The sequence below is a fragment of the Vibrio sp. Vb0888 genome (genome assembly GCF_033338835.1).
In the GTDB taxonomy this organism is placed as follows: domain Bacteria; phylum Pseudomonadota; class Gammaproteobacteria; order Enterobacterales; family Vibrionaceae; genus Vibrio; species Vibrio alginolyticus.
On sequence record NZ_JAWOTL010000016.1, the window covers coordinates 17,793 to 41,858 of the forward strand.

General features: G+C 46.9%; 21 protein-coding genes. 11 read left to right on the plus strand and 10 right to left on the minus strand.

The annotated features are described in order from the left end of the window. The first annotated feature begins 131 nt into the window (after positions 1-131). Genes ccoG through R7P72_RS18890 form a run of 3 tightly spaced genes read left to right on the plus strand, consistent with a single transcriptional unit; the run spans position 132 to position 3,225 of the window. Positions 132-1,553 carry a cytochrome c oxidase accessory protein CcoG gene (gene ccoG, locus R7P72_RS18880; protein WP_238972168.1) on the plus strand — a complete coding sequence of 474 codons (1,422 nt, stop codon included), beginning with the start codon at positions 132-134 and terminating at the stop codon, positions 1,551-1,553. A 48-nt stretch (positions 1,554-1,601) separates the two neighbouring features. Continuing rightward, entirely contained in the window at positions 1,602-2,588 is a 987-nt protein-coding gene (locus tag R7P72_RS18885) for a serine/threonine protein kinase (RefSeq protein ID WP_005379037.1), read from the plus strand. Between the two features lie 34 nt (positions 2,589-2,622). Further along, positions 2,623-3,225: a thiol:disulfide interchange protein DsbA/DsbL gene (locus R7P72_RS18890; protein WP_005379036.1), complete on the plus strand. Its 603-nt coding sequence runs from the start codon at positions 2,623-2,625 to the stop codon at positions 3,223-3,225. A 46-nt stretch (positions 3,226-3,271) separates the two neighbouring features. Here R7P72_RS18890 and R7P72_RS18895 read toward each other — a convergent pair whose 3' ends face one another. Beyond that, positions 3,272-4,150: an acyltransferase gene (locus R7P72_RS18895; RefSeq protein WP_213867299.1), complete on the minus strand. Its 879-nt coding sequence runs from the start codon at positions 4,148-4,150 to the stop codon at positions 3,272-3,274. A 149-nt stretch (positions 4,151-4,299) separates the two neighbouring features. On the opposite strand from R7P72_RS18895, the gene R7P72_RS18900 reads away from it, so the two are divergent. Further along, positions 4,300-5,256, plus strand: a complete 957-nt coding sequence (locus R7P72_RS18900) for a DUF2860 domain-containing protein (RefSeq protein ID WP_005379034.1) — start codon at positions 4,300-4,302, stop codon at positions 5,254-5,256. A 55-nt stretch (positions 5,257-5,311) separates the two neighbouring features. Here the strand turns inward: R7P72_RS18900 and R7P72_RS18905 are convergent, their stop codons facing one another. Continuing rightward, positions 5,312-6,835 carry a YifB family Mg chelatase-like AAA ATPase gene (locus R7P72_RS18905; RefSeq protein ID WP_005383862.1) on the minus strand — a complete coding sequence of 508 codons (1,524 nt, stop codon included), beginning with the start codon at positions 6,833-6,835 and terminating at the stop codon, positions 5,312-5,314. A 465-nt stretch (positions 6,836-7,300) separates the two neighbouring features. On the opposite strand from R7P72_RS18905, the gene ilvG reads away from it, so the two are divergent. From ilvG to ilvA, 5 genes are read left to right on the plus strand one after another with little or no spacing between them, the layout of a single operon-like run. Beyond that, positions 7,301-8,947: an acetolactate synthase 2 catalytic subunit gene (gene ilvG, locus R7P72_RS18910; RefSeq protein ID WP_005378960.1), complete on the plus strand. Its 1,647-nt coding sequence runs from the start codon at positions 7,301-7,303 to the stop codon at positions 8,945-8,947. An 11-nt stretch (positions 8,948-8,958) separates the two neighbouring features. Further along, a complete protein-coding gene (gene ilvM, locus R7P72_RS18915; protein ID WP_005378958.1) occupies positions 8,959-9,243 on the plus strand; it encodes an acetolactate synthase 2 small subunit in 285 nt (94 codons plus the stop codon). A 12-nt stretch (positions 9,244-9,255) separates the two neighbouring features. Beyond that, positions 9,256-10,194, plus strand: coding sequence for a branched-chain-amino-acid transaminase (gene ilvE / locus R7P72_RS18920; protein ID WP_285437759.1), 939 nt, complete (start codon positions 9,256-9,258; stop codon positions 10,192-10,194). A gap of 13 nt (positions 10,195-10,207) precedes the next feature. Beyond that, positions 10,208-12,049, plus strand: coding sequence for a dihydroxy-acid dehydratase (gene ilvD / locus R7P72_RS18925; RefSeq protein WP_005378951.1), 1,842 nt, complete (start codon positions 10,208-10,210; stop codon positions 12,047-12,049). A 2-nt stretch (positions 12,050-12,051) separates the two neighbouring features. Further along, positions 12,052-13,599, plus strand: a complete 1,548-nt coding sequence (gene ilvA / locus R7P72_RS18930; RefSeq protein WP_017635600.1) for a threonine ammonia-lyase, biosynthetic — start codon at positions 12,052-12,054, stop codon at positions 13,597-13,599. Positions 13,600-13,653: 54 nt separating this feature from the next. On the opposite strand, the gene punR is transcribed toward ilvA, so the two are convergent. Further along, entirely contained in the window at positions 13,654-14,556 is a 903-nt protein-coding gene (punR, locus tag R7P72_RS18935; RefSeq protein WP_005378948.1) for a DNA-binding transcriptional activator PunR, read from the minus strand. A 152-nt stretch (positions 14,557-14,708) separates the two neighbouring features. Between punR and punC the strand changes: the two genes are divergently transcribed. Next, positions 14,709-15,914 carry a purine nucleoside transporter PunC gene (punC, locus tag R7P72_RS18940; protein WP_054579443.1) on the plus strand — a complete coding sequence of 402 codons (1,206 nt, stop codon included), beginning with the start codon at positions 14,709-14,711 and terminating at the stop codon, positions 15,912-15,914. Positions 15,915-15,958: 44 nt separating this feature from the next. Here punC and R7P72_RS18945 read toward each other — a convergent pair whose 3' ends face one another. After that, on the minus strand, positions 15,959-16,735 hold the full coding sequence (locus R7P72_RS18945; RefSeq protein ID WP_005378944.1) for a transporter substrate-binding domain-containing protein: 777 nt from the start codon (positions 16,733-16,735) through the stop codon (positions 15,959-15,961). Positions 16,736-16,850: 115 nt separating this feature from the next. Here R7P72_RS18945 and R7P72_RS18950 point away from each other — a divergent pair, with 115 nt between their 5' ends. Next, the gene (locus tag R7P72_RS18950; protein WP_005378941.1) at positions 16,851-17,591 is read left to right on the plus strand and encodes an amino acid ABC transporter permease; all 741 of its coding nucleotides are present in this window, start codon (positions 16,851-16,853) and stop codon (positions 17,589-17,591) included. A gap of 80 nt (positions 17,592-17,671) precedes the next feature. Here R7P72_RS18950 and glmU read toward each other — a convergent pair whose 3' ends face one another. The 6 genes from glmU to atpH form a co-directional block, all read right to left on the minus strand. Beyond that, positions 17,672-19,033 carry a bifunctional UDP-N-acetylglucosamine diphosphorylase/glucosamine-1-phosphate N-acetyltransferase GlmU gene (gene glmU, locus R7P72_RS18955; protein ID WP_005378938.1) on the minus strand — a complete coding sequence of 454 codons (1,362 nt, stop codon included), beginning with the start codon at positions 19,031-19,033 and terminating at the stop codon, positions 17,672-17,674. A 149-nt stretch (positions 19,034-19,182) separates the two neighbouring features. Further along, positions 19,183-19,605: a F0F1 ATP synthase subunit epsilon gene (locus R7P72_RS18960; protein ID WP_005378937.1), complete on the minus strand. Its 423-nt coding sequence runs from the start codon at positions 19,603-19,605 to the stop codon at positions 19,183-19,185. An 18-nt stretch (positions 19,606-19,623) separates the two neighbouring features. After that, positions 19,624-21,027: a F0F1 ATP synthase subunit beta gene (atpD, locus tag R7P72_RS18965; RefSeq protein WP_005378933.1), complete on the minus strand. Its 1,404-nt coding sequence runs from the start codon at positions 21,025-21,027 to the stop codon at positions 19,624-19,626. A gap of 35 nt (positions 21,028-21,062) precedes the next feature. Continuing rightward, entirely contained in the window at positions 21,063-21,929 is an 867-nt protein-coding gene (gene atpG, locus R7P72_RS18970) for a F0F1 ATP synthase subunit gamma (protein ID WP_005378932.1), read from the minus strand. Between the two features lie 44 nt (positions 21,930-21,973). Next, entirely contained in the window at positions 21,974-23,515 is a 1,542-nt protein-coding gene (gene atpA, locus R7P72_RS18975; protein ID WP_005378931.1) for a F0F1 ATP synthase subunit alpha, read from the minus strand. Positions 23,516-23,528: 13 nt separating this feature from the next. Continuing rightward, the gene (atpH, locus tag R7P72_RS18980; protein ID WP_005378930.1) at positions 23,529-24,062 is read right to left on the minus strand and encodes a F0F1 ATP synthase subunit delta; all 534 of its coding nucleotides are present in this window, start codon (positions 24,060-24,062) and stop codon (positions 23,529-23,531) included. Positions 24,063-24,066: the final 4 nt, after the last annotated feature.

Below are 24,066 nucleotides of genomic sequence, written 5' to 3' on the forward strand. Positions count from 1 at the left end.
ATCGCCGTTCATCAGTATTTACTAAAATAATTATGTTCGGTCATCTTTATGACGGAACGAGCAGCAATGTCATCGAGCGACATCAATAGAAATGACGCCGTACATTATAAAAGCCTAAGAAGGATGAGTGCATGAGTCAGGACAAGATCGATATCAAAGATGTGACTCCTAAAACCTATAATCCCAAAACCCATAAAGGAAACGGGGATCGGTTCAACCCAAGTAATCGCATCTATGTACGCGAAAGCAAAGGGACTTACCAGAAACTGCGTCGTTACGGTGGTTGGTTCTTACTGCTTCTCTTCGCTTTGATACCGTGGATCCCTTACGGTGAACGTCAAGCGATCTTGCTCGATATTGGCAACCAGCAGTTCAACTTTTTCGGTACCACGTTGTACCCACAAGATCTTACCCTACTCGCCTTGCTGTTTGTGATCGCGGCGTTTGGGTTGTTCTTTATTACCACCTTCTTAGGTCGAGTTTGGTGTGGCTATCTCTGCCCACAAACCGTCTGGACCTTCATGTATATCTGGTTTGAAGAGAAGCTCGAAGGTAGTGCCAATAAACGCCGTAAACAAGACTCCAATAAGCTGACGGCGAATTTAGCGATGCGTAAAACCGTCAAACATATAGCTTGGTTTGCCATTGCACTCGCCACTGGTTTTACTTTTGTTGGCTACTTCGTGCCAATGAAGCAATTGGTTATCGACTTTTTCACCTTTAACGCCAACTTCTGGCCCGTCTTTTGGGTAATGTTCTTTGCCATTTGTACTTATGGTAATGCTGGTTGGATGCGTTCCATCATGTGTATTCACATGTGTCCTTACGCGCGCTTCCAGTCTGCCATGTTTGATAAAGACACCTTCATCGTTGGCTACGATGCAAAACGTGGGGAAAAACGTGGCCCACGTCCGCGCAAAGCCGATCCAAAGCAACTTGGTTTGGGTGATTGTATTGATTGTGACTTGTGTGTGCAGGTGTGCCCAACAGGTATCGATATTCGTGACGGCTTGCAGTATGAATGTATCAACTGTGGCGCCTGTATTGATGCGTGTGACAACACCATGGATCGCATGGGCTACGAGAAGGGCCTAATTAGTTACACCACCGAGCACCGCTTATCGGGTAAGAGTACCAAAGTCATGCGTCCGAAGCTGCTGGGCTATGGAGCTGTGCTACTGGTCATGGTCGGTCTTTTCTTTGCCCAAATTGCAGCGGTAGACCCAGCCGGTATGAGTGTTATTCGCGACCGTAACCAACTGTTCCGCGTTAATAGCTCGGGCGAAGTAGAAAACACCTACACCCTCAAGGTGATCAACAAAACTCAGCAAGTGCAAGAGTACTCGTTGGATGTTGAAGGGCTATCCGATGTAAGCTGGTATGGTAAGCAGACAATTCAGGTCCAGCCAGGTGAGGTATTGAACCAGCCAATGAGTCTTGGTGCCGATCCTGACAAGCTAAACTCTGCGATTACGACAATTCAGTTTATACTCACCGATAAGAGCAACGAATTCACCATTGAAGTGGAAAGCCGATTTATCAAGAAGCTATAACTTCGATGACTAATGGAAAAAGGCTCAGTAATGAGCCTTTTTGTTTATATGTCCCAAAGTATGTTTAACTTTGACGCCCTTACCCCAGACTTTATGTGGTACGCGTTAGAAAGCATCGGCGTTCGCGCAGAATCAGGCTTTCTTCCCCTCAATAGCTACGAAAACCGTGTTTATCAATTTACTGACGAAGAGCGTCGTCGTTATGTCGTCAAGTTTTACCGTCCTGAACGTTGGAGCAATGAACAGATCCAAGAGGAGCACGACTTTACTTTAGAGCTGATTGGCAATGAGATCCCCGTCGCACCACCTGTGCGCATCAACGGTGAAACCCTGCATCACTATCAAGGCTATGCTTTTGCGCTGTTTGATAGTGTGGGTGGTCGCCAATACGAGGTTGACAATTTAGATCAGCTCGAAGGTGTAGGGCGTTTCCTTGGCCGAATCCATAAAGTCGGCAGCCGCCAAGCCTTCCAACATCGCCCTACGATCGGCTTACAAGAATACCTGTATCAACCAAGAGAGATTCTGCAAAACGCCAATATGATTCCAATGCACTTGGAGAACAGCTTCTTCAATGACTTGGATATGCTGATCAAATCAATTGAAAGCCACTGGCAAGAAGGCTTCAATATGATTCGTTTGCATGGCGATTGCCACCCAGGCAATATTTTGTGGCGAGATGGCCCTATGTTTGTTGATTTGGATGACGCTCGTAACGGCCCTGCAGTACAAGACTTATGGATGCTACTGAACGGTGAACGCCAAGACAAACTGATGCAGTTGGATATTGTTTTAGAGGCTTACCAAGAGTTTTGCGACTTTAATCCTGCAGAATTGAAACTAATCGAGCCACTTCGCGGTCTACGAATGGTGCACTATATGGCATGGCTAGCAAAACGTTGGCATGACCCTGCATTTCCTCTCGCTTTTCCATGGTTTAATGAGCCAAAATACTGGGAAGGTCAGGTCCTTGCATTTAAAGAGCAGATCGCCGCTTTAGAAGAAGCACCGCTGTCTTTAATGCCTCAATGGTAAGTCAGGCCAAAAATTCAAAAATGGAGATATTTCGATGAAAAAACTGTTCGCACTGTTTTCTATGCTGATGTTAAGCCTGTCGGCACATGCAGCGCAATTCAAAGAAGGTGAACATTACAAAGTATTGGATCTTGAGGCATCAAAAAAACCTCTTGTGACGGAGTTTTTCTCTTTCTACTGCCCGCACTGTAATAGCTTTGAACCAGTTATCCAGCAACTGAAAAAGCAGTTGCCAGAAGGTACTAAGCTATTAAAAAACCACGTTTCTTTCATGGGTGGCAACATGGGCCCATCAATGAGCAAAGCCTACGCAACGATGGTTGCACTAAAAGTGGAAGACAAAATGGTGCCAGTGATGTTTAACCGCATCCACAATCTAAAGAAAGCACCACGTAATGATGAAGAACTTCGTCAAATCTTCCTTGATGAAGGTGTAGATGCGAAAAAATTCGATTCTGCATTCAAAGGCTTCGCGGTTGATTCAATGGTTCGCCGTATGGACAAGCAATTTGAAAACAGCGGTCTAACCGGCGTTCCTGCGGTTATCGTTAACAACAAATACCTAGTTCAAGCACAAAGCATCAAAACGATGGATGAGTACTTCTCTCTGGTGAACTACTTGCTGACACTAAAATAAGCACATCGATATCAATCAAAAGGGGAACACGTCGCTCCCCTTTTGTTTATTTGTAAATCTCTTGTAGTAACCGATCTTTTTCTTGCCACACATCCCCCAACCATTGCTGAAATTGTCGCTTATAGGGCTTATCGTTGAAGTAATCACCAAGCACTCTTTCATCAACGGGTAACACATTTACACGCACAACCACCTTGCTCATGCGGCCCATCAATAAATCCTTGAACGGTTTATGCGTATTTTCTGGGTACGCCAACGTAACGTCGATAATGCTCTCGAACTGTTCCCCCATCGCCGCTAACGTGTACGCAATCCCTCCCGATTTTGGTTGCAGCAAATATTGATAGTTTGCTTTACTCTTACGCTGCTTTTCTTCGGTAAATCGGGTTCCTTCGACATAGTTAACCACTGTGGTTGGAGTGTGTTTGAATTTAGCGCACGAGCGACGTGTCGTTTCTAAATCTTGACCTCGCTTATGAGGGTTGCGGATCAGATACTCTCGCGAATAGCGACGCATAAATGGCATATCGAGCGCCCAACACGCCATCCCGATGAAAGGCACATACAGCAGTTGTTGCTTGAGGAAAAACTTCGGCATGGGAATACGGTCTTTAAACACGCAGCAAAGCACAACAATATCTGTCCAACTGAGATGATTACTGATCAGCAGATACCACCCGTCTTTTTTAAGCGCTTCACCGCCCTGAACATCCCACTCAACACGGTTAGATACCGCCAGAATGCACGCATTAACGGTAGCCCATAACCACATCACCTTATTGGCATAAGCGGTCGCTAGTGCTTTTAGCTTTACACCAGGAAGCAATATTTTAAATACAGCGATAACACAAATTGCGAGTGAACAAACCGCAGAATTGAGAATCACAAAAGAAGCGTTAAAAAAAAATAACAAATATGCCAACATGATAGTCAAACAACAGTGATAATGTGTGAAGAATAAAACAGCGTGTAATTATACTGCGCCTTTGCCACATTGGAACATGCGTGGGAATGGTCAGATTTGTTACCGCAACCAATATGTGCACCACTCATTCGACAACAAGGAGATAACGAATGAAACCAAGGCTACTTCTCTTGCCTTTGGCCTTTGTCGTCAGTTCTGCTCAGGCTCAACTCGCTGAAACCGCAGGTTTTGGCGGTGAAATTTCGCTGAATGCCGGATTCATATCATCAGAATCCAATTTCAATACAGAAAATAGTAACACCATCGATTCTCTCGATAAGCGTGCCGATAGTGACAGTTCCGTTATCGCTGCACCGCTAGGGAGTGTGACATACACCTTTGGTAGCCGACTCAACCACCAAGTTTACGCCGGTACCACACGCTCAGATGTCGCGGTAGGTACACTCGCTTTTCAGTTGGGCTATCAACACGAGCTACAATCTGGCACCGTGCTCGATGTTTCCTATCTGCCGACGGTACTCAAAGGCGAAACTTGGCGCAACCCTTATCAAGTAGGAACCGCACGTAAAGAGACGGATGTTGACGGCAATGCGTATCGCTTTCAGATCAAAGGGTTAATTGATAAAAACTTCAACCTTGATCTTGCTTATGCTGATAAAGACATCGAGCAGGAGGAAGTGACAGACCGCTCACTTGCTCGCGATGCTAACCTTTACTATGTCAAAGGCGACTATCGCATTCCACTCAACCAAACGTCTATGTTGCAACCCGCTTTCACCTACATCAATCAAGATGCCGACGGTAAAGCGGAGTCATTTGATTCGTACGGATTTGACATTAGCTGGTTTAAATTTATCAACCGCCATCGATTGGCCCTCACAGCGGGTTATGCATGGAAAGACTATCAAGCCGCTAGCCAAACTTTTGCTAAAACACGAAATGACGACACCATCAGCCTATTTGCGGCCTACGAATATCAAAACGTATTTGACTGGCAAGACTGGTCGTTCATTTCTTTAGCCGGCTATAGCCAAACTGACTCGAATATCACGTTTTATGAGGAGAAAGAGTACCTATTGTCGCTTGGTCTCAACTACACCTTCTAACGTCCTTCATCGCAACAAGGTGCTTACAAAACTTGTTGCGATGACACTTTGCTGTCTATACCGCTTGCGCCGTAAGCTGTTTCAGTAAACGGTCCATCGCTCGATACCCAAGTGCCTCGGCCAAGTGCGTTCGTTCAATTTGCTCCGCCCCATCCAGATCGGCGATTGTTCGCGCCACTTTGATAATACGATGATACGCACGAATCGAGAGTCCTAAACGGTGCAAAGCGGTTTCAAGAAACTCAGCATCACTCTTGTGCAAGGGACAAAACGCCTCAATTTCTCGACTACCTAGCAGTGCATTGACCTTACCACTGCGGTTTAGCATATTGTTACGCGCATGGCTCACACGCGCTTTTACGATAGCAGTCGGCTCACCGCGATCACCACCTTCTGCTAATGTCCCTTTGGGCAAAGCTGGGATTTCTAAAGACATATCAAAGCGATCTAACAGTGGTCCAGATAATCGACCAAGGTAGCGCAAAATAGCTTGTGGATTGGTGCGCGCTTGATTGCCTTCGTAATATCCTGTCGGGCTTGGGTTCAAGGCTCCAACTAATTGGAAGCGAGCCGGAAAGCGTGTTTTACCTTGCGCTCGAGAGATAATGATCTCGCCAGATTCGAGCGGTTCGCGTAACGAGTCTAGAACTTTACGATCAAATTCGGGCATTTCATCGAGAAACAATAACCCGTTGTGGGCTAAAGAGATCTCCCCTGGTCTGGGTACCGAGCCACCGCCGACTAATGCCGCCATTGAACTTGAATGATGCGGAGAACGAAACGGACGCGACTTCCAGTTATGCTCATTAATTTCACTCTGAGTCAACGATGCCACCGAAGCGGTTTCCATTGCTTCTTCGTCACTCATTTCCGGTAATAAGTCACACAAACGCGAAGCCAACATCGTTTTTCCAGTACCTGGCGGGCCAAGGAAAAGTAAGTTGTGGTTTCCAGCGGCAGCAATCTCCAGTGCTCGCTTACCTTGTTGTTGGCCAATAATATCTTGTAAGTCTCGACCATGTTTTTCGATCGTTTTTCGCTTAGGCGTTTGAAAAAGATTCAGTCGATGTTGACCACAAAGCTCGGCACATACTTCCAGTAATGATTGGGCCGATTTATGTTGTTCCTTCCCCACCAGCGCCGCCTGATCGCCATTCACATGTGGGACGACCAAATGGCGTTGAATCTTACTGGCTTCCAGCGCAGCAGGCAGCACACCTTTTACAGGTCTCAGACCACCAGATAGTGCTAACTCACCAACAAATTCGTAGTTTTTGAGCTTATCTGTCGCGATTTGCTCCGAAGCGGCCAAAATTCCCAATGCAATAGGAAGATCAAAACGTCCTCCCTCCTTGGGTAGATCTGCCGGAGCCAAGTTCACGGTGATCCGCTTAGCAGGAAATTGAAAGTTAGAATTAATGATCGCACTGCGTACGCGATCTTTGGACTCTTTTACCGTTGTCTCTGGCAAGCCTACTAAGGTAAACCCTGGCATGCCGTTGCTGATATGAACTTCTACACTAACCGATGGCGCTTGCACCCCGACGCTTGCTCGACTATGAATGATTGCCAGCCCCATACGTTCCTCAATTTTTTTGAACACTCTGTAAACAAATGTTTTATCTGGTTGGTTATGTTATATACCGCGTCCCAATTGAGAGTTAATGTGAAAAAAGAATGACTTTTTGCTTGTCATGCAGCGGAATTGTGTGATACCACTAATGACGCAAACAATTTCGTAGAACATTACACAACATTTTTTAACGAAAAAAGAACGACAGACAGATGAACCTTTTCGCTCATATCAACGCACTGCTAGCCCTGATTATCGTGGTCATTATTGGCACCGCGCGGGGTATTGTGGGCGAAAGGTAACCACAAATTACAAAAAACCCCCGCACTGAAAAGTCCGGGGGTTTTTTTACAACTACAAGTTGTCATCTGTCTAACCCTCGGACAGTTTAACGGGAAGAATGGGAGTGCACATGAAGTGCAATAAATATGGCAATCGCTACGAGCCACAACGTAGCAAAGGAGGTTTACGATGACTGGTGCACAACTTGTCGTAGCCGCTTTAAGACAGCAAGGCATCGAAACCGTTTTTGGCTACCCCGGCGGGGCCATCATGCCAATCTATGATGCTTTGTATGACGGTGGGGTGGAACACATCCTATGCCGTCACGAGCAAGGGGCCGCTATGGCAGCTATCGGGATGGCTCGTTCCACTCAAGACGTTGCTGTGTGCATGGCAACTTCTGGCCCAGGAGCCACTAACCTTGTTACCGGCCTTGCCGACGCTTTCCTTGACTCCGTACCTCTAGTTGCCATCACAGGCCAGGTTGCTAGCTCTCATATCGGTACCGATGCATTCCAAGAAATGGATGTGATCGGAATGTCCCTAGCCTGTACTAAGCACAGCTATCTCGTGACCGAAATTGAAGATCTAGCTCCGACACTTGCCGAAGCCTTTGAGGTCGCAAAAACCGGTCGTCCGGGTCCAGTCATTGTCGATATCGCCAAAGACGTTCAACTCGCTCAAGCACCCACAGACCTTCTTCCTCCATACATAGCACCAGCAATCGAAGATGTCAGCGCTGAAGATATCAAACGTGCGCAAGATGTGCTGGCAGCATCTACTCGCCCAGTGTTGTATGTTGGTGGTGGCGTGCAACTTGCGAAAGCAACCGATGCAGTACGCGAATTTCTTCGCTTAAACCCAATGCCTGCAGTTAGCACATTAAAAGGCCTCGGTACCATTGAACGCCATGATCCCCACTATCTTGGTATGTTGGGTATGCATGGCACCAAAGCCGCCAACCTAGTGGTTCAAGAAGCTGATCTATTGATTGTGGTTGGCGCGCGTTTTGATGACCGTGTGACGGGTAAGCTCGATACGTTTGCACCAAATGCGAAAGTGATTCACATCGACATTGATGCTGCGGAGATTCATAAACTGCGCCACGCCAACGCACCATTACGTGGCGACATCAACACCATTCTCCCTCAGCTAGAACTGACTCAAGATATCTCACCGTGGGTTCATCACAGTGAAAGTCTGCGCAGCGGCTTTAAGTGGCGTTACGACCACCCGGGCGAGTTAATCTACGCACCGCTATTGCTTAAACAGCTGTCTGACATGATGCCAGATAGCTCAATTGTCTCGACCGACGTCGGTCAGCACCAGATGTGGGCAGCGCAACATATCCAGCCACGCGAACCACAAAATTTCATCACTTCTGCTGGCCTTGGCACCATGGGCTTTGGCTTGCCAGCGGCGATGGGTGCTGCAGTCGCACGTCCTGATGATCAGTCTATCCTTATTACAGGTGACGGTTCATTTATGATGAACGTTCAGGAATTGGGCACGCTGAAGCGTCGTCAGATTCCAGTGAAGATTGTCCTTCTTAATAACCAACGTCTTGGCATGGTTCGCCAATGGCAGTCATTGTTCTTTGACGGTCGCCACAGTGAAACCATTCTTGATGACAACCCAGATTTCGTGATGTTAGCAAAAGCGTTCGATATCCCGGGCAAAACCATCACCAAGAAAGAAGAAGTCGAACCTGCTCTCAAAGAGATGCTAGCGAGTGAAACTTCTTACATGCTTCACGTTTTGATTGATGAAGAAGAAAACGTGTGGCCATTGGTGCCACCTGGCGCATCAAACAGTGATATGTTGGAAAATACATAGGAGACAATCGCATGGACAGATATTTACTCGACATCAAAGCCGATGACAAACCGGTACTGTTGGAGCGCGTTCTACGTGTGATTCGTCACCGAGGCTTCGTGATCAAACAAGTCGCTGCTACGCAAAACCACGAAAGCAAAGTAGCCAGCGTCGAGATCATCGTCGACAGCGATCGACCAATCTCGTTTTTGATCAATCAAATAGAGAAGTTGTGGGACGTTCGTAAGGTTGAGGTGCTAAAAATCCGCAACGATGAACTGCCAAATCACAACTTACAACAACACGTAAGTGCATAAGGAAGGCAACAAATGGCAACGAAAACTGCAGATTTCATTTGGTTTAATGGTGAGATGGTTCCATGGGCAGAGGCGAACGTTCACGTTCTGACTCACGCAATGCACTATGGTACATCCGTGTTTGAAGGCGTGCGCTGTTACAACACACCAAAAGGCCCAATTGTCTTCCGTCACCGTGAGCATGCACAACGTCTAAAAGATTCTGCCAAGATTTACCGCTTTCCGATCCCTTTCTCTGTAGAAGAAATCATGGAAGCGACCCGCGAAACACTGCGCCAAAACAAACTCGACAGCGCTTACATTCGTCCATTGGGTTTTGTCGGTAATGTTGGCTTGGGCGTATGTCCACCAGTTGGCACTGAGATGGATCTAATTATTGCAGCATTTCCTTGGGGCTCTTACTTAGGCGAAGAAGCGCTAGAAAAAGGTGTCGATGCGATGATTTCAAGCTGGAACCGCGCTGCGCCAAACACCATCCCAACTGCAGCTAAAGCAGGCGGTAACTACCTATCTTCACTACTGGTTGGTGGTGAAGCGCGTCGTCACGGTTACGACGAAGGTATTGCGCTAAGCGTAGATGGTTACCTATCGGAAGGGGCTGGTGAAAACATCTTCGTTATCAAAGATGGCGTAATCACCACACCACCAGCAACTAGCGCGATTCTACCGGGCATCACTCGTGACTCGATCATGACAATTGCACGCGATAAAGGCTACGAAGTCCGTGAAGCGAACATTGCTCGTGAAGCCCTTTACCTTGCCGATGAAGTCTTCATGACAGGTACTGCGGCTGAGATTGTACCAGTGGCAACCATCGACAAGATTGAAGTGGGCACTGGTAAGCGCGGCCCTATCACTAACGAACTACAAGCAGCCTACTTTGGCCTATTTGACGGCACCACGGAAGATAAGTGGGGCTGGTTAGACTATGTGTACCCAGAACAGAAGTAAGAAGGATTAGGAAATGCCAAAATATAGATCAGCTACCACCACACATGGTCGTAACATGGCGGGTGCACGAGCACTGTGGCGTGCAACGGGTGTGAAAGAAGAAGACTTCGGTAAACCAATCATCGCCGTTGTAAACTCGTTTACTCAATTTGTTCCGGGTCACGTACACCTGAAAGACATGGGTCAGCTTGTAGCACGCGAAATCGAAAAAGCTGGCGGTATTGCGAAAGAATTCAACACCATCGCGGTTGATGATGGTATCGCAATGGGTCACGGCGGCATGCTGTACTCACTGCCTTCACGCGAACTGATCGCAGACTCTGTGGAGTACATGGTCAACGCGCACTGTGCCGATGCCATGGTATGTATCTCTAACTGTGACAAAATCACTCCGGGAATGTTGATGGCATCTATGCGTCTCAACATCCCGGTTATCTTTGTTTCTGGTGGTCCAATGGAAGCGGGTAAAACCAAGCTTTCTGATCAGATCATCAAACTAGACCTTGTAGATGCGATGATCCAAGGCGCGGATCCAAAAGTGTCTGATGAGCAAAGCGAGCAGATCGAACGTAGCGCATGTCCAACGTGTGGATCGTGTTCAGGCATGTTCACTGCAAACTCAATGAACTGTCTAACGGAAGCACTGGGGCTTTCTCAACCAGGTAACGGTTCTATGCTGGCAACGCACGCTGACCGTGAACAACTGTTCCTTAATGCAGGTCGTCGCATCGTTGAACTGACTCGTCGTTACTACGAGCAAGATGACGAATCAGCACTGCCTCGCAACATCGCTACGTTTGATGCCTTCGAAAACGCAATGGCACTGGATATTGCAATGGGTGGCTCGACCAATACCATTTTGCACCTACTGGCTGCAGCGCAAGAAGGCGAAGTCGATTTTGATATGGAAGATATCGATCGCCTATCTCGCCAAGTACCACACCTATGTAAAGTGGCACCATCTACCCAGAAATATCACATGGAAGACGTGCACCGCGCTGGTGGCGTCATGGCTATCCTTGGTGAGCTAGACCGAGCAGGTCTACTGCACAATGATGCGCGCACCGTACTTGGCCTTTCGATGAAAGAGCAGCTAGCAAAATACGACATCATCCAAACTGAAGACGAAGAAGTACTTAAGTTCTACCGCGCAGGCCCTGCGGGTATTCGTACCACTCAAGCGTTCTCACAAGACTGCCGCTGGGATCGCCTTGATGACGACCGAGCAGAAGGTTGTATTCGTACTATCGATCATGCCTTTAGCCAAGAAGGTGGCCTAGCCGTTCTATCAGGCAACATCGCATTAGATGGTTGTATCGTTAAGACAGCTGGTGTTGATGAGAGCATCCATAAGTTCACTGGTCCAGCCGTAGTTTTCGAAAGCCAAGAAGACGCCGTAGAAGGCATCTTAGGCGGCAAAGTAAAAGCTGGCGACGTGGTTGTTATCCGTTACGAAGGCCCTAAAGGTGGTCCGGGCATGCAAGAAATGCTTTACCCAACCACTTATCTAAAATCGATGGGCCTTGGCAAAGAGTGTGCACTTCTGACTGACGGCCGTTTCTCTGGCGGCACATCAGGTCTGTCTATCGGCCACGCCTCTCCTGAAGCAGCAAACGGCGGTGCAATTGGTCTGGTAAAACGAGGCGATATGATCGCAATTGATATTCCAAACCGTTCAATTTCACTCCAAGTGTCTGAACAAGAACTTGCTGAGCGCCGTGCAAAACAAGACGAACTAGGCTGGAAACCAGTTGACCGCCAACGTGAAGTTTCCTTTGCACTCAAAGCGTACGCGAGTATGGCAACCAGTGCTGACAAGGGTGCAGTACGAGACAAGTCGAAGCTAGAGGGCTAGCAATGATGGAAGCTCAACCCGAAAAACAAGTGAACCAAACTGGCGCAGATTATCTGCGCCAAATCCTTCGCGCACCTGTTTATGAAGTAGCAACAGTGACGCCACTGCAAGAAATGCCTCGTTTATCTGCACGTATCGGGAATAACGTGCAGATCAAGCGTGAAGATCGCCAACCCGTACACTCGTTTAAATTGCGCGGTGCATACAACATGGTGGCGAGTTTATCTGAAGCACAAAAAGCCGCTGGTGTCATTGCAGCATCGGCAGGTAACCACGCTCAAGGCATGGCGCTCTCTGGTACTAAGCTAGGCATCAAGACCACCATCGTGATGCCCAAAACCACACCAGACATCAAAGTCGATGCGGTACGTGGCTTCGGTGGCAATGTAGTGCTGCACGGCAGCAACTTTGATGAGGCAAAAGCGGAAGCGGAACGCCTTTCTGATCTGCATGGGTACACATTTGTCCCTCCTTTCGATCACCCACTGGTGATTGCAGGTCAAGGCACCATAGGCATGGAAATGCTGCAGCAAAATGGTCACCTTGATTACATCTTCGTCCCTGTCGGTGGTGGCGGTTTGGCTGCCGGTGTTGCGGTACTCGTGAAGCAGCTCATGCCAGAAATCAAAGTGATTGCGGTCGAGCCAGAAGATTCTTCATGCCTCAAAGCGGCATTGGATGCAGGTGAACCAGTAGTATTAGACCAGGTCAGCATGTTTGCCGATGGCGTTGCAGTAAAACGCATTGGTGAAGAGACGTTTCGTCTATGCCAAAAGTACATTGATGGCCATATTGCAGTCTCTAGCGATGAAATCTGCGCAGCAGTAAAAGACATCTTTGAAGACACCCGTGCGATTGCAGAGCCTTCTGGCGCGCTTGCTCTGGCGGGTTTGAAGAAGTTTGCTGAGCAAAACAAACTGCAAGGTAAGAATTTAGGTACTGTGCTGTCTGGTGCCAACACTAACTTCCATGGCTTACGTTATGTTTCTGAGCGTTGCGAGCTTGGTGAGAAACGTGAAGGTTTGCTTGCCGTCACCATTCCTGAGCGTCAAGGTGCCTTCTTTGAGTTCTGTAACCTCATTGGCGGCCGCGCCGTAACGGAGTTTAACTACCGCTACAACGATGACGCATTGGCAAATATCTTTGTCGGTGTGCGTTTGCAAGGCGGTCAGGAAGAGCTAGAACATATCATTCACGACTTACGTGATGGTGGCTACCCAGTGGTTGATTTGTCTGATGATGAAATGGCGAAGCTGCACGTGCGCTACATGATTGGTGGTAAGCCGTCTAAGCCGCTTAAAGAGCGCCTCTACAGCTTTGAATTCCCAGAATATCCGGGAGCGCTACTCAAGTTCTTAAGCACACTCGGTACTCATTGGAATATCAGCTTGTTCAACTACCGTAACCACGGCGCTGACTACGGACGTGTTTTATGTGGTTTCGAGTTAGATGAAAGCGATTTAGCTCAGTTTTCTGCACATTTACGTGAACTTGGCTATCAATGCAAAGACGAGACAGACAACCCATCGTATAAGTTTTTCTTGTCATAAAACGCCACATTTTAAACATATCAATGAAAACACCTCGCTAATGCGAGGTGTTTTTTATGACTGTAACCAATCTTTATGTAGCTGATTAGGCGACCCAAGATAGTCCACCATCCACTGGATCAATTTATGATTATCATCTTTGCGCCATACTAAGCAGCAGTGACTGAGCGGTTTATCATCCGGCATGACCTTCTCCACCAGCACACCATCATTGATTAAGGGTGTTGCAATATGACGTGGCATGTAACCCACGCCCACCCCATTTTTTAAACATTCAATCGCACTATACCAATTGGGCAATAATAATCGGCGCTGTTGCGGATAATGGCCAGTATGGCGTTTTGGCAGCACGTTCGAAGTATCATCAAGACAGATCGCCGGAAATTGACTCACAAACGCTTCAGTAAGCACTTGTTGTCGAACGCAAGGATGAGCGGGTGACATTACAAATGCCCAATCTAATACGCCCATATCTTTGACTTCAAAATCTCCCCCAACGGGAACCGCAGATGTCGCGCCAACGACAATGTCGGCTCGACCTTGTGCTATGGCTTCCCAAGAACCATTGAAGACCTCCATATTGATCTGCAATTCAGCAAATTCAAACTCGCGATAGAAATCTTCCACCAAAGGTTTGAGTTTTTCTAACTTCACCACGTTATCTAAGGTCAGCTTTAACGTGCTTTTCCATCCTTGAGCCGCTCGCCGCGTTTGTGCTTTCACCTCTTCCATTTGACGCAGCAAAGAGCGCGCCTCGGCCATAAAAAGTTCACCCGCTGGAGTTAGCTCGACTTTCCTTGGTAAACGTCGAAACAGCACCACATCTAAATCTTGCTCGACCTGCCTTACTCCATAGCTGATGGCTGAGGGGACTTTATGCAATACCTCAGCCGCAGCGGTGAAACTGCCTAAACGGGCAACCGTATCCAGCATTTCCAAAGACGCTTTAGAGAACATGATTTAACCTTTCAAAAAATTTGATTGATAACCAACAATTTTAGCGTTTTATTTTCTCAAAATCGAAAAATAGAATAATAAGGTAAATAAATCAGGGTTGGCGCCAACTGATGTTGATTAAAAAATGATTAAATAATTTGACTGGTTGAATCATGAAAATCTCAAAACTACAGCTCATTTATCTGGCAGCATTATCGATGCTTGGCTTCGTTGCTACCGATATGTATCTGCCAGCATTCAAAGCGATGGAAATCGACTTTGCAACAGGCCCTGAGCAAATTGCGCTCTCTTTAACGGTATTCCTCGTTGGTATGGCGATTGGCCAGCTAATGTGGGGATTGGCATCCGATAAATTTGGCCATCGTAATACACTCGCAGCCGGGTTGGTGCTATTTACTATCGCGTCATTCGGTTTGGCTTTCTGTGATCAAGTATGGCAACTACTCACACTGCGCTTTATCCAAGCTATCGGTGTGTGTGCACCAGCCGTGATCTGGCAGGCTATGGTCATTAAACGCTACTCAAGCAGTAGCCAACAAATTTTTGCGACAATCATGCCACTCGTCGCGCTATCACCAGCACTAGCACCTCAATTAGGGGTAGTGTTGGCAGATAACTTCGGCTGGCACAGTATCTTTATTACGCTAACACTGGTTGGTGTCTTTTTGGTCTTTGCGACCATGGCACAAAAAGACGAGAAAGCAGAAATCAAACAAACCAGTATGTCTGCCGACATCAAAGCGCTGCTGAGTTCTAAAAAATACCTTGGCAACGTGTTTATGTTTGCGACGGCTTCAGCTGCATTCTTTGCTTACCTAACTGGGATGCCAGAAATCATGGCGCAACTGGGCTACGAAGCAAAAGATATTGGTTTGAGCTTTATCCCACAAACCATCGCGTTTATGGCTGGTGGCTACTTAGGTAAAGTAGGCGTTCGAAAATTTGGTGATGAAAAGGTTCTGCGCCAACTGATTGGCCTATTTAGTGTCGCGGCATTAATGATTTTCATTGCTTCACAGTGGGATCTGTCATCGATTTGGCCTATTCTTGCGCCATTCTGTTTGATTGCCGTTGCTAACGGCGCGCTGTACCCAATCGTGGTAAACCGTGCATTGGCCAGCGCACAACAGAGCCCTGCAACAGCAGCAGGTCTGCAAAACAGCCTGCAAATCTGTGTAAGTAGCTTCTCAAGTGCATTGGTAGCCGCAATGGCAAGCCAAGCTCAGATGGTTACTGGCATCGCAATCATCATCTGTATGGGTGGGCTGTGGATGGGATACATTCTGTCGAATCGCGAATTATCCAAGCACTTTACGACTCCTGACAACGCCCGAGTCGTGAGTGAAGACGAACTTTAATCGTTCAGATAATAAAAAGAGCCGCGCAATGCGGCTCTTTCTGTTTATAAGCTTTTCAACCCCCATTTCTTGGCAGTCTGCTTAAAAAAGCCTTGAGTCTTTTTCAACTCTACCCAGTGATTGATGTAATTAATCCATACTTGATCGTCTTGCGGCAACAACATAGCAATTGGGGTTGGTTTACGCGGTGCGGTCACTGGCACTATCGCCAACTGTTTAAACTTGTCCACTAACGTCGCTGCTTCCACATTGGACGTCACCGATACATCGGCCCTGCGAGCTAGTAGTTCTTGGAAGTCGCGCGCTGGCGCTTCAATAACAATATGTTGAGCAGACGGGAAGAATTCTTTCACCATTTTTTCTTGTACCGTACCTAACGTCGCCGCGACTTTTACTTCTGGTTTATTAAAATCCGCCCAATCAGAGAATTTGGCGAGATCTTTCTTTTGCACCACAGGTACAAAGGCAAGGTAGAAATACGGCTGGCTATATCCAGCTACTTTCGCGCGAGACATGTTCAGAGATGCGCTGCCAGTAATATCGTATTTGTTGGCGGTAATGCCATTAACTAGCGTCTTCCAATCCGTGGGCACATACTCCACTTTTACACCGAGATCTTTAGCAAGTTCTGTTGTTACATCGATATCGAAGCCACGATAACTGTTTGTCGCGGGGTCTTTCATCGTCATCGGATTCCAATCTCCCGTCGTTCCAACTCGGAGTACGCCATTGTCTAAAATGGATTGAAGACGGCTTTCAGCGTGAGCGACTTGAGTCGCAGCAAGCAAACACATTCCTAGCACTAGTAAAATCTTTCTCATTTTTATTCCCTTAAAAATAATGACCTTATACGGTTTAATAATTAACCTTTATTAGAGCTCTACTGATAACATAGCAGCAACAAAGGAAGTTTTTTAGTTAATTCAGGGAGTAAATGTGACGTTTCGAACTATATGGCTGTTTTCACTGCTATTACTCACTGGTTGTTCAGATTATCAATGGGGCTGGTATGTACTTGACCCTTCGACGGATCAAGGACTCACCAATCTAAAGTTTTTAATCGCTGGGTTTAATGACACCATTCAGGTATCACTCCTCAGTATGTTGTTTGCGATGAGCTTGGGTCTGATCGTTGCGTTACCCGCTCTGTCGGACTCAGCCTCTCTGAAGTGGATAAACCGTATTTATGTCGAGGTGATCCGTTCAGTGCCAGTTTTAGTCTTACTACTTTGGGTGTATTACGGCATGCCTACGCTATTGGATGTCTCACTCAATCACTTTTGGGCGGGTGTTATTGCACTGACTATCGCTGAGAGCGCGTTTATGGCGGAAGTATTTCGCGGTGGAATACAAGCTATCAGCCGTGGCCAGCATGAAGCGGCTGAATCTTTGGGCTTAAGCTATTGGCAAAAGATGCGCTTGGTAATTCTTCCCCAAGCGTTTCGGCAAATTCTCCCACCACTGGGCAATCAATTTGTCTACATCCTCAAGATGAGTTCTTTAGTCAGCGTGATTGGTTTAAGCGATCTCACTCGCCGTGCTAATGAGCTGGTGGTGAATGAGTACTTACCCTTAGAGATTTATACCTTCCTCGTTTTGGAGTACTTGTTACTCATCCTATTTGTATCTCAAGCCGTTCGTTGGCTCGAAAAACGTATTGCCATTCCTAGCTACTAGCGATGAAGCCTTAGCTAGAAACAACAAAGCCGCTCTTGTTGAGCGGCTTTGACAATATAGAGACAGAGTGTAGGTAATGCTTATTTCTGTTTTACAGGACGCTGCCAGCCAGTAATTTTGCGTTCTTTGACGCGAGTAATTACTAACTCACCTTCTTCAACATCTTTTGTTAGTGTCGTGCCAGCACCGATGGTTGCGCCATCAGCGATAGTGACAGGCGCCACCAGCTGGCTATCAGAACCAACAAAAACATCATTACCGATGATGGTTTTAAACTTGTTCGCACCATCGTAGTTACAAGTGATAGTACCTGCGCCGATGTTAGTACGTTGACCGATCTCTGCATCACCTAAGTAAGTTAGGTGGTTCGCTTTTGAACCTTCTCCGATGCGCGCATTTTTCACTTCAACGAAGTTACCCACATGGGAATCGTTACGCATTTCAGCACCAGGACGAAGGCGAGTAAATGGACCAACCGTACATTCTTCACCAACCGTTGCACCTTCAATCACACTGTAAGGGCGAACGATGGTGTTGTCGTCGATTTCACAATCTTTCAGTACACAACCCGCACCGATAACCACGTTATCACCCAGTGAAACATTACCTTCGATGATAACATTCACGTCGATTTCACAGTCCATACCGCACTGTAACTCACCACGCAAATCAAAGCGTGCTGGATCGCGTAGCATGACACCTTGCTCTAGTAGCTTCTGAGCTTGCATTGACTGGAAAGCACGCTCTAGACGAGCAAGCTGTGCGCGGTCATTGACCCCTTCCACTTCAATGGCATTGACTGGGTGTACAGCCTCAACGGCACGACCTTCATCGTGTGCAGCTGCAATAACGTCAGTTAGGTAGTATTCGCCTTGTGCGTTGTTGTTGTTTAAGCCAGACAACCAACGCTTAAGATCCCCACCAGTCGCAACCATCACGCCAGTATTGATCTCTTTAATTTGTTTTTGTTCTTCTGTTGCATCTTTTTGCTCAACGATCGCCACAACAGGACCATTCTTACGGATAATACGACCGTAGCCTGTCGGGTTATCTAGAATCACTGTTAGTAGTGCAATACCGCCTGTTGGCTGTGCATCTAATAGGTTTTCAATCGTTTCAGCTGAAATCAGTGGAACATCACCGTAAAGCACCAGTACTTTTTCATCGTCTTCAAACTTCGGAGACGCTTGATCAACCGCATGACCTGTACCTAGTTGCTCCGCTTGCAGTACCCAGTTTACAGGCTCTTCTGCTAGCGTTTGCTGCATTTGATCACCACCGTGACCATATACTAAGTGGATGTTTTGTGCGCCAAGACCTGTACATGTATCAATCACATGTTTTGCCATTGGCTTCCCTGCCAAAGTGTGTAGCACTTTAGGCATGTTTGAATACATACGGGTACCTTTACCCGCAGCAAGGATCACAGCACTGAATTTCATTAATAACCTATTGACGTTCTATTTTAATTGGGCGTTATTTTAAACACCTTGGAAGGATTAGTTAATGGTGGGATGTAAATTTCCAACTAAAATTAATCAAAAAGGCGACCAATTGGCCGCCTTTTTTCATGCAACGTTGCTAATTGAGCTTAGCGACGCTTTTTTGTCAGCTCGATAACTCGTAGCTGAGCAATGGCTTTAGCCAGTTCACTGGCCGCTTGTGCGAAGTCCATGTCACCATGCTGATTCTGGATTTGCTCCTCAGCGCGGCGTTTGGCTTCTTCTGCCTTCGCTGCGTCTAGCTCTTCACCACGGATAGCTGTATCAGCTAGTACAGTCGCTGTACCAGGCTGAATCTCTACCATACCACCAGAAACATAAATAATTTCTTCGTGGCCGTGCTGTTTCACAATACGCACCATACCAGGCTTGATAGCGGTCAGCAGCGGTGTGTGACCATGGAAAATACCAAGTTCACCTTCGCTACCGGTCACCTGAAACGTTTCAACACGACCAGAGAAGATTTTCTTCTCAGCGCTTACTACGTCTAGGTGAAAGGTTATTGCTGCCATATCGCCTCCTAGTTAGCCTTATAGCTTCTTCGCATTCTCAATAGCATCGTCGATGCTACCGCAGTACATAAATGCCTGCTCAGGAATGTCGTCGTATTCACCAGCTAGTAGGCCTTTAAAGCCACGTAGAGTCTCTTTTAGAGGTACGTAAATACCAGGGTCACCTGTAAATACTTCTGCTACGTGGTAAGGCTGAGTTAGGAAACGCTCAATCTTACGTGCACGAGATACAACTTGCTTATCTTCTTCAGATAGCTCGTCCATACCTAGGATAGCAATGATATCTTTCAGCTCTTTGTAGCGCTGAAGAGTCTGCTGAACACCACGAGCAACTTCGTAGTGATCTTGACCAACGACTAGTGGATCAAGCATACGAGATGTTGAATCTAGCGGGTCGATCGCAGGGTATAGACCCATTGCAGCGATGTTACGGTTAAGTACAACCGTTGCATCCAAGTGCGCGAACGTTGTTGCTGGAGACGGGTCAGTCAAGTCATCCGCTGGTACGTATACCGCCTGTACAGACGTGATAGAACCTGATTTCGTTGACGTGATACGCTCCTGGAGTACACCCATCTCTTCTGCAAGAGTTGGCTGGTAACCTACCGCAGAAGGCATACGACCTAGTAGTGCTGATACCTCTGTACCTGCAAGTGTGTAACGGTAGATGTTATCAATGAACAGTAGTACGTCACGACCTTCGTCACGGAAACGCTCTGCCATTGTTAGACCAGTCAGTGCAACACGTAGACGGTTACCTGGTGGCTCGTTCATCTGACCGTAAACCATCGCTACTTTTGATTCTTCAGGCTTCTCAACGTTTACAACGCCCGCTTCCTGCATCTCGTAGTAGAAATCGTTACCTTCACGAGTACGCTCACCAACACCAGCAAATACTGATAGACCTGAGTGCTGTAGTGCGATGTTGTTGATAAGTTCCATCATGTTAACGGTCTTACCTACACCTGCACCACCGAATAGACCGATTTTACCACCCTTAGCGAATGGACAAATTAGGTCGATTACTTTAACGCCTGTTTCTAGAAGTGCAATTTCGTTTGATTGCTCTTCGTAGCTTGGTGCACTACGGTGGATAGAGTAAACCTCTTCCGCACCTACTTCACCACGCTCGTCAATCGCGTCACCTAGGACGTTCATGATACGACCTAGAGTTTTAGTACCTACTGGTACTGAAATTGGAGCGCCAGTGTTAACCACTTCTACTCCACGACGTAAACCATCAGAGCTACCCATTACGATACAACGAACTACGCCACCGCCTAGCTGTTGTTGAACTTCAAGAACTAGACGCTCTTTTGAGTCCGTTACGTTTAGAGCGTCATATACACTAGGTACATCGCTCTGTGGGAACTCTACGTCGACTACCGCACCGATGATCTGTACGATCTTACCTGTAGCCATCGTTAATCCTCTAAACTATTTCGTTTTACCTAAGCTTAAACCGCAGCTGCACCACCAACGATTTCTGATAGTTCTTGTGTAATCGCAGCCTGACGGGCTTTGTTGTACACAAGTTCCAAATCGTCAATCAAACTGGTTGCGTTATCCGTTGCAGCCTTCATCGCAATCATTCGAGCCGCTTGCTCACAAGCAAGGTTCTCAACCACACCTTGGTATACCTGAGACTCTACGTAACGCACTAATAGCGTATCCAGTAGAGGTTTTGGTTCAGGCTCATAGATGTAGTCCCATGAATGCTCACGCTGCATCTCTTCGCTGTCCGATTTAGGCAAAGGTAGCAATTGATCGATCGTTGGTTGCTGAACCATAGTATTTACAAACTTGTTGAATACTACATATAGACGGTCCAGTTCACCTTCATCGTATTTCTTCAGCATTACGCCAACAGAGCCGATTAGGTCTTGTAGGCTTGGATTATCTCCAAGACCAGAAACCTGTGCCGCAACTTTTGCGCCACCATGTTTAAAGAAAGCTGTTGCTTTTGAGCCAACAACGGCTAGCTCAATCTCAGCACCTTTCTCTCTCCATGCTTGCATGTCTGTAACGGCTTTTTTGAACACGTTAATATTCAAACCACCACACAGACCACGGTCTGTCGAAACGATGATGTAACCAACACGTTTAGCTTCACGCTCTTCTAGGTACGGATGACGGTACTCTAGGTTTGCGTTAGCCACATGACCGATCACTTTACGCATTGTTTCAGCGTATGGACGAGAAGCTTCCATTGCATCTTGAGAACGACGCATTTTTGAAGCTGCTACCATTTCCATCGCTTTCGTAATTTTCTGAGTGCTTTTAACACTACCGATTTTATTACGTATCTCTTTTGCGCCGGCCATCGTTACTCTCCGTTAGTTGGTGGCAGAAACTGCCACCGACCTAATTACCAAGTTTGGGTTGCTTTGAAGTCGTCAGTCAGTTTCTTCAACTGAGCTTCGATTTCATCGTTGTAAGCGCCAGACTTGTCGATCTCAGCTGCTAGTTCAGCGTATTGACCGCGAGCGTACGATAGTAGAGCCGCCTCGAAATCTAGAACTTTGTTAAGTTCTACATCATCAAGGTAACCGCGCTCTGCCGCGAAGATAGTTAGAGCTTGGTCAAATACAGACATTGGAGCGTACTGCTTCTGCTTCATTAGTTCTGTAACTTTTTGACCATGGTCTAGCTGTTTCTTCGTTGCGTCATCAAGGTCAGAAGAGAACTGAGCAAATGCCGCTAGTTCACGGTATGCAGCTAGTGCTGTACGGATACCACCTGATAGTTTCTTGATGATTTTCGTCTGAGCTGAACCACCTACACGAGATACTGAGATACCTGGGTCAACAGCAGGACGAACACCAGCGTTGAATAGCTCAGTTTGTAGGAAGATCTGACCATCGGTAATCGAGATTACGTTAGTCGGTACGAATGCTGAAACGTCACCTGCTTGAGTTTCGATGATAGGAAGAGCAGTCAAAGAACCAGTCTTACCTTTCACTTCACCGTTAGTGAAACGCTCTACGTACTCTTCGTTTACACGAGCTGCACGCTCTAGTAGACGCGAGTGTAAGTAGAATACGTCACCTGGGAATGCCTCACGGCCTGGTGGACGTTTAAGTAGTAGAGAGATCTGACGGTAAGCTACCGCTTGCTTAGATAGATCATCGTAAACAATCAGTGCGTCTTCACCGCGATCGCGGAAGTATTCACCCATCGCACAACCTGCGTAAGGCGCTAGGTATTGAAGCGCTGCAGATTCAGAAGCTGATGCAACTACAACGATAGTGTTTTGTAGTGCACCGTGCTCTTCTAGTTTGCGAACAACGTTAGCGATAGTCGATGCTTTCTGACCGATTGCTACGTAGATAGAGAAAATACCAGAGTCTTTCTGGTTGATGATCGCGTCGATCGCCAGTGCTGTTTTACCAATCTGACGGTCACCGATGATAAGCTCACGCTGACCACGACCGATTGGGATCATTGAGTCAACTGACTTATAACCAGTTTGCACAGGTTGGTCTACCGATTTACGGTCGATTACACCTGGTGCGATCACTTCTACAGGCGAAGTCATTTTCGCTTCGATTGGACCTTTACCATCGATAGGCTCACCCAGCGTGTTTACTACGCGGCCTAGTAGTTCTGGACCAACTGGCACTTCAAGAATGCGGCCAGTACCTGTAACTTTCATGCCTTCCTTAAGGTCAGCATATGGGCCCATTACAACCGCACCAACCGAGTCACGCTCAAGGTTAAGTGCCAGTGCATAACGGCCACCCGGTAATTCAATCATTTCACCTTGCATCACGTCCGCTAGGCCGTGGATGCGGATGATACCATCGCTTACCGATACGATAGTACCCTCGTTGCGAGCTTCACTAACAACTTCGAAAGATTCGATACGTTGTTTGATCAGATCGCTAATTTCCGTGGAATTAAGTTGCATGCTCCAATCCCCATTAAGACTGCAATGCATCGCTCAGGCGGTTCAAACGACCACGCGCTGAGTCATCGATGACTAGGTCTCCGGCTCGAATAATAACCCCACCAAGTAGGGTCTCATCTACACTGCAATTCAGCTTCACTTTGCGTTCAAGACGCTTTTCAAGTTTGCTGCCAATGTTTGCAAGTTGTTCATCAGAAAGCTCTGTTGCTGAAATTACTTCAACATCAATTTCTTTCTCATGTTCTTTTTTCAGAGTAAAAAACTCTTTACAAACATCAGGAAGGGCCGCTAAACGACCATTCTCAGCCATTACCTTCAAAAGGTTTTGACCGTGCGCATCAACTTGCTCGCCGCAAACTGCAACAAAAATTTCTGCCATTTTGTCAGCAGAAACCGAACCCGTTAGTAGTTCGTTCATTTGTTCGTTTTTGGCCACTTCAGCAGCAAAAGATAACATTTGGCCCCATTGGTCCAACTGGTCTTTCTCTAAAGCAAAGTCGAAGGCTGCTTTAGCATAGGGGCGTGCGATAGTAGTCAAATCAGACATATGC